Origin of the sequence: Aeromonas sp. 159, assembly GCF_963862045.1 — a bacterium.
Lineage (GTDB): Bacteria > Pseudomonadota > Gammaproteobacteria > Enterobacterales > Aeromonadaceae > Aeromonas > Aeromonas veronii.
The window spans coordinates 32,123-44,574 of sequence record NZ_CAWLMI010000066.1; the positions used below are offsets into that span (position 1 = coordinate 32,123).

At 57.4% G+C, this 12,452-nt stretch carries 10 protein-coding genes; 9 read left to right on the forward strand and 1 reads right to left on the reverse strand.

The window, feature by feature from the left end; genetic code table 11:
- Positions 1 to 201 precede the first annotated feature (201 nt).
- The 3 genes from AACR14_RS12210 (at position 202) to AACR14_RS12220 (ending at position 6,755) form a co-directional block, all read left to right on the forward strand.
- Complete coding sequence (locus AACR14_RS12210; protein WP_019446379.1) at positions 202 to 5,040, forward strand: NAD-glutamate dehydrogenase; 4,839 nt, start codon at positions 202 to 204, stop codon at positions 5,038 to 5,040.
- A 77-nt stretch (positions 5,041 to 5,117) separates the two neighbouring features.
- Positions 5,118 to 6,128, forward strand: coding sequence for a quinone-dependent dihydroorotate dehydrogenase (gene pyrD, locus AACR14_RS12215; protein ID WP_005351917.1), 1,011 nt, complete (start codon positions 5,118 to 5,120; stop codon positions 6,126 to 6,128).
- Positions 6,129 to 6,218: 90 nt separating this feature from the next.
- Positions 6,219 to 6,755 (forward strand): cell division protein ZapC, encoded by a 537-nt coding sequence (locus AACR14_RS12220; protein ID WP_005351916.1) that lies wholly within the window; start codon positions 6,219 to 6,221, stop codon positions 6,753 to 6,755.
- Here the strand turns inward: AACR14_RS12220 and AACR14_RS12225 are convergent.
- Positions 6,743 to 7,063, reverse strand: a complete 321-nt coding sequence (locus AACR14_RS12225) for a hypothetical protein (RefSeq protein ID WP_019446380.1) — start codon at positions 7,061 to 7,063, stop codon at positions 6,743 to 6,745. The two genes, AACR14_RS12220 and AACR14_RS12225, sit on opposite strands and share 13 nt — an antisense overlap.
- A 72-nt stretch (positions 7,064 to 7,135) precedes the next feature.
- On the opposite strand from AACR14_RS12225, the gene AACR14_RS12230 reads away from it, so the two are divergent.
- The 6 genes from AACR14_RS12230 to rmf all read left to right on the forward strand — a co-directional run bounded on the left by AACR14_RS12230 (position 7,136) and on the right by rmf (position 12,416).
- On the forward strand, positions 7,136 to 7,399 hold the full coding sequence (locus AACR14_RS12230; protein ID WP_005336598.1) for a type B 50S ribosomal protein L31: 264 nt from the start codon (positions 7,136 to 7,138) through the stop codon (positions 7,397 to 7,399).
- A complete protein-coding gene (ykgO, locus tag AACR14_RS12235) occupies positions 7,400 to 7,525 on the forward strand; it encodes a type B 50S ribosomal protein L36 (RefSeq protein WP_005336596.1) in 126 nt (41 codons plus the stop codon). It abuts the gene before it with no gap.
- Between the two features lie 139 nt (positions 7,526 to 7,664).
- Positions 7,665 to 9,860 carry a bifunctional 23S rRNA (guanine(2069)-N(7))-methyltransferase RlmK/23S rRNA (guanine(2445)-N(2))-methyltransferase RlmL gene (gene rlmKL, locus AACR14_RS12240; RefSeq protein WP_026035067.1) on the forward strand — a complete coding sequence of 732 codons (2,196 nt, stop codon included), beginning with the start codon at positions 7,665 to 7,667 and terminating at the stop codon, positions 9,858 to 9,860.
- Positions 9,860 to 10,090, forward strand: a complete 231-nt coding sequence (locus tag AACR14_RS12245; RefSeq protein ID WP_019446382.1) for a glutaredoxin family protein — start codon at positions 9,860 to 9,862, stop codon at positions 10,088 to 10,090. Before rlmKL ends, AACR14_RS12245 begins: the two co-directional genes overlap by 1 nt.
- A gap of 74 nt (positions 10,091 to 10,164) precedes the next feature.
- Positions 10,165 to 12,078, forward strand: coding sequence for an ATP-binding cassette ATPase Uup (uup, locus tag AACR14_RS12250; protein WP_019446383.1), 1,914 nt, complete (start codon positions 10,165 to 10,167; stop codon positions 12,076 to 12,078).
- Positions 12,079 to 12,236: 158 nt separating this feature from the next.
- A complete protein-coding gene (gene rmf / locus AACR14_RS12255; RefSeq protein ID WP_005315693.1) occupies positions 12,237 to 12,416 on the forward strand; it encodes a ribosome modulation factor in 180 nt (59 codons plus the stop codon).
- Positions 12,417 to 12,452: the final 36 nt, after the last annotated feature.

The window sequence follows — 12,452 nt, forward strand, 5'->3', positions numbered from 1 at the left end:
GAATTTCTGTGTTTTTGGTTGTTTGCAAAATTTCTCACAGTTTAAGCCGTGATCTGCACCTTGTTTTTAACATCTCGTTAGCACCTTTCCTCGCCTTCCCTTAGCCAAGCCATTACACTTCGCAACAACTCTGCACCAGCGGGTAACCAGGGTGGTTGCCTCTGCGTCGGTGGTTAATGTCGTCCGATAAGGAATATAGAAATGGCATTGAAAGACGCCCCTACCTCAGTTCTGCTCGAAAACGTTCTCAGCCTGATCCATCAGAAGTTGCCCAAAAACAGTGCCTCTCTGGTCGAGCGCTTCGTTGCCAAGTTCTACGGCAACATGGCGAGCTCCGATCTGCACGATCGCAATGACAGCGATCTCTACGGTGCGGCCCTGAGCCTGTGGAATGCCCTCAATCAGCGCAGCGGTACCGATCCCTACATCCGGGTCTACAACCCCGAGCTGACCCGTCACGGCTGGCAATCGCCCCATACCATCGTCGAGGTGATCCTGCAGGACTCGCCCTTCCTGGTGGACTCCATCCGGATGGCGCTCAAACGGCTCAATATCACCGCCCACATGATGCTGCACCAACCGCTGCACCTCATTCGCGGTTCGGATGGCAAGATTGACGCCATTCTGGAGCTCGACAACACCGACGGGCAGACCTCGGTTGAAACGGCATTCCTTATCGAGATCGATCACCTCACCAGCGAGGAGCAGATGGCCGCGCTGGCTGCCGAGCTCAACTCGGTGGCTGGTGAAGTGGCGCTTGCAGTCGGCGACTGGCAGCCGATGCTGGCCAAGCTCAATGAGATCATCGACGAACTGCCCAAGCGCAAGCACCCGGTCAGCAAGGAGGAGGTGGCCTCCTGCGTTGCCTTCCTCAAATGGGTGGCTGCCCACAACTTCACCCTGATGGGGTATCGCCGTTACGACGTCAAGGCAGTGGAGGGGGATCACGAGATCCTGCCGCAGGCGAGCTCCAGTCTGGGGCTGATGAAGAACTCCATCAAGGAGGTGGGCCAGCGCCTTGGCAACATGCCTGCCAGCGCCCGTCATGCCGCTCTGAGTTCTGACCTGCTGATCCTCACCAAATCCAACAGCAAGTCCCGGGTGCACCGTCCGGCTTATGTGGATTACATCGGCATCAAGCGCTTTGACGAGCATGGCAAGGTGATCGGGGAAGATCGCTTCATCGGTCTCTATGCCTCTTCCATCTACAACACCAGCGCGACCCAGATCCCGCTCATCAGCCATCGTCTCGAGCGCATCATGGCCGCCTCCGGTCATGAGAAGGGCTCCCACGCCTACAAGGCGCTGCTCAACGTATTGGAAACCTATCCTCGCGATGAGCTGATCCAGGCCCGTGAAGAGGAGCTGCTGGCCACCGGTCTTGGGGTGCTGGAGATGCAGGAGCGTGACATGCTGCGGCTGTTCGTGCGCCGCGATGTGTACGGCCGTTTCTTCTCCTGCATGGTCTATGTCACCAAGGAGCGCTACAACACGGCGCTGCGGATCAAGACCCAGCAAATATTGCAGAAATATTTTGGCAGCAACGAAGAGGTGGAGTTCAACGTCTACTTCACCGAGGGCGTGCTGGCGCGGACCCACTACATAGTGCGGGTCAACAACAACAACGTGGATGTGGATGTGAACGAAGTACAGAACAACCTGATTGAAGCGGCCCGCAGCTGGGACGACAGACTCGACTCCGTGCTGCTTTCCCATTATGGCGAGGCCCGTGGTAACGAGCTGCGCCGCCGTTTCAGCACCGCCTTCCCCCGTGCTTACAAGGAAGATGTGCTGCCGGGCTCTGCTGTGGCCGACATCATGGCGCTCGATAACCTGAGCGAAGCCGAGCCGCTCGGTATGCTGTTCTACCGCGCGCAGGAGGAGGAGAACGACCGTCGGGTACGGCTCAAGCTGTTCCACCGCACCGAGCCCATTCACCTCTCCGATGTGCTGCCGATGCTGGAGAACATGGGACTGCGGGTGATAGGTGAGACCCCGTATCAGGTACGCACTCCAGGTGGCGATCTGTTCTGGATCCTCGACTTCTCCATGTTGCTGCACGGCGAGCAGCCCTTTGATCTGGCCCAGAGCCAGCAGCGCTTCCAGCAGGCTTTTGCTGCCATCTGGAACAAGCAGCTGGAAGATGACGGCTTCAACCGGCTGGTGCTGGGGGCGGGTCTCACCGGCCGTCAGGTCTCGGTGCTGCGCGCCTATGCCAAATACATGCGCCAGACCGGTGTCTCCTTCAGCCAGTCCTATATCGAAGAGACTCTGACCCGCTACCCGGATATCGCCCAACTGCTGTTTACCCTGTTTGAGCAGCGCCTCGACCCGGCTGGCAAGCAGGATGCCAAAGCAGAAGCCAAGTTGCACGAGGAGCTTGCCGCCAAGCTGGATCAGGTGGCCAACCTGGACGACGATCGCATCATTCGCCGCTATGTGGAGATGATCGATGCTACCCTGCGCACCAACTACTACCAGCTGGACAAGGCGGGCAATATCAAGCCCTACATCTCCTTCAAACTAGCTCCCTCCAGCATCACCGACATGCCGCTGCCGCTGCCGAAATTCGAGATCTTCGTCTACTCGCCGCGGGTGGAAGGGGTACATTTGCGATGGGGTAAAGTGGCTCGTGGCGGTCTGCGCTGGTCCGATCGCAAAGAGGACTTCCGCACCGAAGTGCTGGGTCTGGTGAAAGCCCAGCAGGTGAAGAACACCGTCATTGTGCCGGTGGGGGCCAAGGGCGGCTTCTACTGCAAACAGATGCCGGTGGGGGCGCCCCGTGCCGTCATCCAGGAGGAGGGCAAGGCCTGTTATCGTCTGTTTATTCGAGGTCTGCTCGATGTGACTGACAACATCATCGGCGGCGAGGTGATCCCGCCCAAATCCGTGGTGCGTCACGATGAGGATGACTACTACCTGGTAGTCGCCGCAGACAAGGGCACAGCCACCTTCTCGGATATTGCCAACGAGATCAGCCTCGAATACGGTCACTGGCTCGGCGATGCATTCGCCTCCGGCGGCTCGGTCGGTTACGACCACAAGAAGATGGGCATCACTGCCCGTGGTGCCTGGGAGTCGGTCAAGCGCCACTTCCGTGAAATTGGCGTCAACTGCCAGACCACCGACTTCACTTGCGTGGGGATTGGGGACATGGCCGGCGACGTGTTCGGCAACGGCATGCTGCTCTCCGAGCACACCCGGCTGGTGGGCGCGTTCAACCACATGCACATCTTCGTTGACCCCACTCCGGATGCGGCAAAGAGCTTTGTCGAACGCCAGCGCCTGTTCGATCTGCCGGGTTCCAGCTGGGATGACTACAACCGCGAGCTGATATCACAAGGGGGCGGCATCTTCCTGCGCTCGGCCAAATCCATCAAGCTGAGCCCCGAGATGCAGACCCTGCTAGGTACCGACAAGACCAGCATGGCCCCAAACGAGCTGATCAAGGCGCTGCTCTGCCTCAATGTCGATCTGCTGTGGAACGGCGGCATCGGCACCTACGTGAAGAGCGCTCGCGAGAGCGATGGGGAAGTGGGCGATCGCAGCAATGACGCACTGCGGGTCAATGGCCGCGATCTACGGGCCCGTATCGTGGGTGAGGGGGGCAACCTCGGCTTTACCCAGCTCGGTCGGGTGGAGTACGCCAGTCAGGGCGGTCGCATCAACACCGATTTTACCGACAACGTCGGCGGTGTGGATTGCTCCGACAACGAGGTGAACATCAAGATCCTGCTCAACCAATTGGTTGCGGCAGGGGATCTGACTCTCAAGCAACGTAACCAGATGCTCTATGAGATGACCGACGACGTGGCGCAGATCGTGATCACCAACGCCTATCGCCAGTCCCAGTCCATCTCGGTCACCAGCTTCCGCGGTTCTGAACAACTGAAAGAGCAGCAGCGCTTTATTCAGGGGCTGGAGCGGGAAGGCAAGCTGGACCGTGCGTTGGAGTTCCTGCCATCCGATGAGGATCTCTCCGAGCGGATGGCGGCAGGGCAGGGACTGACCCGCCCCGAACTGGCGGTGTTGGTGGCGTACGGCAAGATGGTACTGAAAGAGCAGCTCAACTGCCCGGAAGTGACCGACGAGCCCTTCCTCGCCAACATGCTGGTCACCAGCTTCCCGGCCAAAGTACAGCAGCAGTTTGGTGCCCAGCTGGCCGATCACCCGCTACGCGGCGAGATAATCGCTACCCGGGTGGCCAACATGCTGGTTAACGACATGGGGCTCAACTTCGCCAGTCGGATGAAGGACGAAACCGGTGCCTCGGTCGCCGAAGTGGCTTGCTGCTTCGCCATGGCCCGCGAAGTGTTTGGTATGAACCAGCTGTGGCGCGATATCGAAGGGTGCGACAACCTGGTGGATGCCCAGACTCAGCTCGAGCTGATGTTCTACAGCCGCCGCATTGTGCGCCGTGCCACCCGCTGGTTCCTGCGTGCCCGCAATCGCAGCTGGAGCATTAGCGAGAACATCGCCTTCTTCCGTCCGGCGTTCGAGACCTTAGGGAAGCACCTCTACGAGGTGATGGATGAGAGCGAAGTGGCCGAGCATCGTCAGGCTGTTGCCAAGTGGATGGAGAAACAGGTGCCGGAGGCCATTGCCCGTCAGGTCGCCCATATGAGCAGCCTCTTCTCCAGCCTGGATCTGGCGCAGATTGCCGCGGAGCACAAGACCGATATCCTGCGTGCCGCCAACGTTTACTATCGCCTCGGAGCCAAACTGGATCTGCACTGGTTCCTCGACCAGATCAACCATCAGCCGGTCGGCAACCACTGGCAGGCGATGGCGCGAGCCTCCTTCCGCGAAGATCTGGACTGGCAGCAACGCAGTCTCACTTCTGTGGTACTGGAAGGGTGCAAAGATCAGGGAGAATGCGCTACCATACTGGCCGACTGGATTTCGGAGCATGAGCAACTCTTGTCCCGTTGGACCCACATGTTGGCCGACTTCAAGACCACCAGTACCCACGAGTTCGCCAAGTTCTCGGTGGCCTTGCGAGAGTTGAACCTGCTCCAGTTGAATTGTCGGGCACTTTAATTGCCAGATTAAGGCATGACACCGACATTACACCCAAAGCCCCGGCCAGTTGCCGGGGCTTTCTTTAAGGAGCAAAGATGTTGTACCCCATCGCCAGGCATTTCCTGTTCAAACTCAATCCGGAACAGGCTCACGATCTCTCCATGAAATATTTGCCCCGCCTTCTCGGTACGCCACTCGATTGTTTCTTCCGCCAGAATTTGCCGAAACGCCCCGTCACTGTCATGGGGCTTTCTTTTGCCAATCCGGTGGGATTGGCGGCCGGTCTGGATAAAGATGGTGAGTGCATTGACGCGCTGGGCGCCATGGGATTTGGTTTTATCGAAGTCGGTACCGTCACCCCCAGACCCCAAAGCGGTAATGACAAGCCGCGCCTGTTCCGGGTTATTCCGGCAGAGGGGATCATCAACCGGATGGGATTCAACAACAAGGGGGTGGATCATCTGGTGGCCAAGGTAAAAGAGGCCAAATATCAGGGAGTCATCGGCATTAATATCGGCAAAAACAAAGACACTCCCATCGAACAGGGCAAGGATGATTACCTGATCTGCATGGACAAGGTTTATGATCATGCCGGTTATATTGCCGTCAATATCTCTTCCCCCAACACCCCGGGTTTGCGTTCACTGCAATATGGCGAGGCGCTGGATGAATTGCTGGCCGCCCTCAAGGTGCGTCAGCAAGAGCTGGCCGCCCAATATAAAAAGTATGTGCCGCTGGCGGTTAAAATTGCCCCGGATTTAAGCCTTGAAGAAATAGATCAGGTGGCCGCTTCGCTGGTACGGAATGGTATTGATGGGGTTATCGCCACCAATACCACCCTCGAGCGCGAGATGATTTATGACATGCCCCACGCCGGTGAAGCGGGTGGCCTGAGTGGTCGTCCGCTGCAGCACAAGAGTACCGAGGTGATCCGTCATCTGGCCAAGGCGCTCAATGGTGTTCTGCCAATTATCGGTGTAGGTGGTATTGATAGTGCCATGGCCGCCCGTGAAAAATTGGCCGCCGGTGCCAGTCTGGTACAAATTTATAGCGGCTTTATTTATAAAGGGCCGGGGTTGGTCAAAGAGATTGTGACCAATATTTAAGAAATAGATGGCGGAGCCCTTTATTTGACGTTGCTGATTTTCTGCATATGGAATAAAGTCAACTGGTAATTATCAAGTAAGGGCTCCAACATGTTTATCCAACCGACCGATAGCTGGCAATGGCACTATGATGCCCAGAGTGACCGTCTGATGTTGGACCTGTCTGATAACATGTTATTTGCGACCGAGTATAAAGGGCGGCAATTGGTGCCCAGCTCGTTTGCGACCCAACCTTTTTGTGTCGATGATGCCGCCCTCTATTATCAGTTGATGGATAAAGCAGCCGAACTTGAGTGGAGTATTCCGCATCAGGTTCAGTTGGTGCTGAATGCCATCGCGGTCAGTCGCTTTTATAAACCTTTGATGCCGCAAAGCTGGTTTTTTAGTGAACAGCATCCGCAAGTGATCCCGCAAAACGGTGATCTGGTCCTGATGAATACACCCCATGGCAACGGCGAATTTATGGTCATTGAGGCAGGGGATCAGGCTAGCGTCTGTTTGAACCTCACTGCCGATCTGGTATTGACCACCAGTAAAAACTTGCCGCGTTTCGGGGTGATCAAAGTGATGAATAACCGGATGAAACCGCGTATTACCGTGACCGAGCAATATCGTCAGGTCAGTTGATATATTTTCATCAATCTTTTTATCTCTGTGATTACACTGCTGCTTGTTTTTACTGTTGTCACCTCAATCGCGCCTCGTTTCTGATACTTCATTGATCCGCGAACATCTTGCCCATTCTGATTGATCTTCATGGTTGTGATCCAGCCTCTCCTGAGGCTTGTTACACTCACTTGCACCTTGTGTTCTAACCCACGCAGTATCTTGGTCTTCCGCGCAGCAAGCATGGTGTCTCCCTCTTGTTTCGTTCTGCTTGTGTAGTGCCTCCACCTCAGCATCAACACATCACTCACTGCAGCGATTTTCTTCATACGACATTTTATGCTTGAAACGAGAGCTATTCTCACTTACATTTTGTTATAACATAACAAAATGGAGTTGCCATGAAGCCTCATATTCACCCGGATTATCGTTTGGTGCTGTTCCATGACACGGCAGCAGATGCCTTTTTCCTGGTCGGTTCAACCATCAAGAGCGACCGCCGCTACACGTGGCAAGACGGGAAGGAGTATCCCTATGTGTCGCTCGATGTTTCCAGCCAGTCGCACTCGTTCTATACCGGCAAGCAGAAGCAGGTATCGAGCGAGGGGAGTGTGGCCCGTTTCAACAAGCGCTTTGGCGCATTTTCAAGCAAGAAGGAGTCCTGAATGCAGGTCGTCTGTTCACTCAAATCCGCACGGGCACGTCATCCTGATTGTCAGTTGGTGCGCCGCCGGGGCAAATTGTTCGTGATTTGCAAAAGCAATCCCCGTTTCAAGGCTCGTATGAAGTGATGCGCTAAATGATGTTTGGCCCCATGATCTCGCCATCGGGTAGTCATGGGGCCTTTTACCTTTTCGCCACCTATCAATCTGTTTCCATCCTGCTGTTTGCGCCGACTTTTGCATGCTCCAGCCCGCCTGATGAGGTATAATACGGCACTATTTTTATGGGTTCCCCGTGAGCGTGATGAAAGAATTTTTTGCAACCTGCCCCAAGGGGCTGGAAAACCTGTTGGCCGATGAGCTGACCAATCTTGGCGCAGAGCAGGTCCGTGAGACCGTGGCTGGCGTCCATTTCAAAGGCGAACTGGCGATTGGCTACAAGGCCTGCCTGTGGAGCCGTTTTGCCTCCCGTATCGTGCTGGTGCTCTCCGAATTCCAGATGAACGACGATCTGGATCTCTATCTGGGCGCCCACACCATTCCCTGGGAAGAGCACTTCTCCGGTACCTCTACCATCGCGGTGGACTTTACCGGTACCAACCCTGCCATTCGCAATACCCAATATGGCGCGCTGAAGATCAAGGATGCCATCGTCGACCGCTTCACCAAGCGCGGTCACGTGCGTCCGGACGTGGACAAGAAGTCGCCGGATATCCGTATCATGGCGCACCTGGGCAAGGGCAAGGCCAATATCACGCTGGACTTGTCAGGCCCGGCGTTGCACCAGCGTTTCTATCGTCAAGGCACCGGTGAAGCCCCCCTCAAAGAGAACCTGGCCTGCGCCATGATTGCCCGTAGTGGCTGGGCCGGTGAGCCCATGATGGACCCGATGTGCGGTTCCGGTACCTTGCTGATTGAAGCGGCCTTTATTGCCGCCGACATGGCGCCTGCGCTGCGCCGCGAGCGCTTCGGTTTCGATCGCTGGCTGCAGCACGATAGCGAACTGTGGCAGAGCCTGATGATGGAAGCGCAAGTGCGTGCCAAACGCGGCATGCAACGTTGCGAAGTGAAGCTGTTTGGCTGTGATGCCGACCAGCGCGTGCTGCTCAAAGCTCGCGACAATGCCAAAGCGGCCGGTGTGGCCCATCTCATCACCTTCAAGCAGGCCGATGTCACCAAGCTGGAAAACCCGCTGCCGATGCCTGCCCCTGTTGAAGGGGAAGAAGGTCAAGGGGAGGCCCGCCAGGTCGGCATGCTTATCTCCAACCCGCCTTATGGGGAGCGTCTTGGCGAGTTCCCGGCGCTGTTGGAAGTGCATCAGGCGCTGGGCGATGCTCTGCGTCGCAGCTTCCAGGGGTGGAGAGTCTCCATTCTGTCCGCATCACCCGAGCTGCTCAGCTGTCTGCGCCTGCGCGCCGACAAGCAATATCGCCTGTTCAACGGCGCTCTCGAGTGTCAGCTGCGCAACTACCAGATCGCGCTCGATGCCGTCGCCTCGCAAAAAGAGGTGGCGCAGGACTTTGCCAACCGTCTGCGCAAGAATCTGAAAGCGCTCGAGAAGTGGGCCAAGAAAGAGAATCTCGACTGCTACCGTCTCTACGACGCCGATCTGCCTGAGTACAACGCCGCCATCGACCGCTATCAGGACTACTTGGTGGTGCAGGAGTACGCGGCGCCCAAGGATATCCCCGCCCAGAAGACCCGTCAGCGTCTGCTCGACATGGTGCAGGCCGCCATCAAGGTGACCGGCATGGATGGCGAGAAGGTGATCCTGAAGGTGCGCGAGCGTCAGGAAGGCAAACAGCAGTATCAGAAGCTCTCTGAAGAGCAGCACCGGATGGAAGTGCAGGAGTACGGTGCCCGTCTGTGGGTCAACCTCTACGACTATCTCGATACCGGCCTGTTCCTCGACCACCGTCAGACTCGCCGCATGCTGGGTCAGATGGCAAAGGGCAAGCGCTTCCTGAACCTGTTTGCCTACACCGGCAGTGCCACCGTGCACGCAGGTCTTGGCGGTGCCAGCGAAACCACCACAGTCGACATGTCTCACACCTACCTGAACTGGGCGCAGGACAACATGCGTCTCAACTCGCTGGTGGGCCGTCAGCACAAGTTTGTCCAGGCTGATTGCCTGAAGTGGTTGTCTGAAGCCGATGAACAGTACGACCTCATCTTCATCGATCCGCCCACCTTCTCCAACTCCAAGCGGATGGATGAGAGCTTCGACGTGCAGCGCGATCACCTGTTGCTGATGCAGCACCTGAAGCGCCTGCTGGCGGCGGACGGCACTCTGGTCTTCTCCAACAACAAGCGTCACTTCAAGATGGATCTGGCCGGTCTAGAGGCCACTGGTCTCAAGGCCCAGAACATCACCCAGAAGACGCGACCGAAGGATTTCGAACGTAACCAGCACATCCACAACTGCTGGATCATCACCCATGCGCCGGAGCAAGGCGAGGCGTGATGCTGACCCTGTTTCATACCGACGGTTGCCACCTGTGCGAGCAGGCCTGGGCGCTGGTGGAGGAGGCAGGCCTTGTCGCTACCACCCGCCAGTGCGACATCATGGATGATGAGAAGTGGCTTGCCGCCTATCGGGTGCGCATACCGGTGCTGCGTGACGAAGCAGGCCGCGAGCTCGGTTGGCCCTTCACACTGGCCGAGCTCAAAAGCTGGGCCGCCCGTCAGGGGTGAGAGTGATTTGACGATAAAACGGGGGCAGACCCAGTCTGCTGCCCGTTTTTTTTCATATGAAATAAGGAACACACATGGCTCTTTTAACATTGCACGGCGCATGTCTGTCGTTCAGTGATTTCCCGCTGCTCGACAATGCCGAACTGACCATCGAGCGAGGTGAGCGCCTCTGTCTGGTTGGCCGCAACGGGGCGGGCAAGTCCACCCTGATGAAGGTCATTGCCAGCGAATTGCCGCTGGACGACGGCCGCCTGGTGCTGCAGCAAGATTTGAAAGTGACCCGCCTTGAGCAGGATCCGCCTGCTTCCAGCGAGCTGACGGTATTTGACTATGCCGCCGAAGGGCTGGCGGGGGTGGGGGAACTGCTCAAGCAGTACCACCATATCTCCATGGAACTGGCGCATGATCCGTCAGATGCCAACATTCGCAAGATGAGCGAGTTGCAAGAGCAGCTCGACTATCAGAACGGCTGGCAGTTCGAGACCCGCATCAGTCAGGTGTTGACCCTGCTGGGGCTGGATCCTGACGTGACCCTCGACAGCCTCTCCGGTGGCTGGCTGCGCAAAGTGGCGCTGGCTCGCGCGCTGGCTTGCGATCCCGACTTGCTGCTGCTCGATGAGCCGACCAACCACCTGGATATCGAAGCCATCAACTGGCTGGAAGATTTCCTTAAGGATTTTCGCGGCGCCATCGTCTTTATCTCTCACGATCGGGAGTTCATCCACAAGCTGGCGACCCGGATCATCGATCTCGATCGCGGCGCCATCACCTCCTGGCCGGGTAACTACGACGAGTATCTGCAGGGAAAAGAGGAGTGGCTGCGGGTCGAAGAGCTGAAAAATGCCGAGTTCGACCGCAAACTGGCCCAGGAAGAGGTGTGGGTGCGTCAGGGGATCAAGGCTCGCCGTACCCGTAACGAAGGTCGGGTGCGCGCCCTTGAGGCAATGCGCATGGAGCGCAGCCAGCGCCGCGAGCTGCAGGGCAAGGCCAAGCTGCAACTGGACGAGGTCAATCGCTCCGGCAAGCTGGTGTTCGAGACCGAAGGGCTGGGGTTGGACTTTGGCGATCGCACCCTGTTCAAGGGGCTCGATCTGCAAGTGCTGCGCGGCGACAAGATTGCGCTGGTCGGCCCCAATGGCTGCGGCAAATCGACCCTGATCAAGCTGTTGCTGGGGCAGCTTGAGCCGACCCGTGGCACCGTCAAGGGGGGCACCAATCTGGAGGTGGCCTACTTCGATCAGTACCGCGAACAGCTCGATCCCGAGCAGACGGTGGTGGACAACGTCGGGGAGGGCAAGCAGGAGGTGATGGTGCGCGGTCGCTCCCGCCACATCCTCGGCTACCTGCAGGACTTCCTGTTCGAGCCCAAGCGGGCCCGTACACCGGTCAAGGCTCTCTCCGGTGGCGAGAAAAACCGTCTGCTGCTGGCCAAGCTGTTCCTCAAGCCCAGCAACCTGCTGATCCTCGATGAACCGACCAACGACCTCGACGTCGAGACTCTGGAGCTGCTGGAAGAGCTGCTTTCCGACTACCCCGGCACCCTGCTGCTGGTCAGTCACGATCGTCGCTTCATCGACAACACAGTGACCGGCTGCTGGCTGTTTGAGGGGGATGGCCGCATCAGCGATTACGTGGGTGGTTACGCCGATATGATGGCGACCCGCGAACAGCAGAATGCCCAGCAACAGGCCAGGAGTGCACCGGTCAAGGCGCCCGAGCCGGTCGTTGCCGCCGCGCCAGAAGCGCCGAAGAAAAGCAAGAAGCTCTCCTACAAGCTGCAGCTTGAACTGGAAGGGTTGCCTGCTCGTCTTGAGCAGCTGGAAGCCGAGCTGGATGCGCTGCAAAGCGAGATCAACCAGCCTGGGTTCTTCTCGCTGCCGGCAGATAAAACCCAGCCGAAACTGGATGCGCTCAATGCCGCTGAAGCCGCGCTGGAGCAGGCATTTGCTCGCTGGGAAGAGCTGGAAGGACTCAAAAATCAGGAGTAAGTTCCCTGTAATTAAAACTTAATCCAGTTCAGTGCCTTGTGTCACATAGCCCGGTTAGGGTGGAAGTTTTTGTTTGACCGAGTGCGTTCGCAGGAGTAAAGATGAAAGCGACCGATGCAGAATTGGTCGCTTTTTTTGTTCCACGAAGAGGGTCGTAGATGATGAAGAGACAGAAGCGGGACCGTCTGGAAAGAGCTCGTGCTCGTGGTTATCAGGCTGGCGTGGTCGGCAAACAGAAAGAAGCGTGTCCGTATCAATGCCTGGATGCCCGAGGGCATTGGCTTGGTGGTTGGCGTGACGCCATGGAAGGGCGGGGCTCAGGCCTCTTCATGAAGTAGCCGCTACTTCATCACTCATTACAAAAGGAAAGGGGC

Excerpts from the sequence above, each read along its gene's own strand:
- AACR14_RS12210 (WP_019446379.1), top strand. The coding sequence starts at position 202 with ATGGCATTGAAAGACGCCCCTACCTCAGTTCTGCTCGAAAACGTTCTC.
- pyrD (WP_005351917.1), top strand. The coding sequence starts at position 5,118 with ATGTTGTACCCCATCGCCAGGCATTTCCTGTTCAAACTCAATCCGGAA.
- AACR14_RS12220 (WP_005351916.1), top strand. The coding sequence starts at position 6,219 with ATGTTTATCCAACCGACCGATAGCTGGCAATGGCACTATGATGCCCAG.
- AACR14_RS12225 (WP_019446380.1), bottom strand. The coding sequence starts at position 7,063 with ATGAAGAAAATCGCTGCAGTGAGTGATGTGTTGATGCTGAGGTGGAGG.
- AACR14_RS12230 (WP_005336598.1), top strand. The coding sequence starts at position 7,136 with ATGAAGCCTCATATTCACCCGGATTATCGTTTGGTGCTGTTCCATGAC.
- ykgO (WP_005336596.1), top strand. The coding sequence starts at position 7,400 with ATGCAGGTCGTCTGTTCACTCAAATCCGCACGGGCACGTCATCCTGAT.
- AACR14_RS12245 (WP_019446382.1), top strand. The coding sequence starts at position 9,860 with ATGCTGACCCTGTTTCATACCGACGGTTGCCACCTGTGCGAGCAGGCC.
- uup (WP_019446383.1), top strand. The coding sequence starts at position 10,165 with ATGGCTCTTTTAACATTGCACGGCGCATGTCTGTCGTTCAGTGATTTC.
- rmf (WP_005315693.1), top strand. The coding sequence starts at position 12,237 with ATGATGAAGAGACAGAAGCGGGACCGTCTGGAAAGAGCTCGTGCTCGT.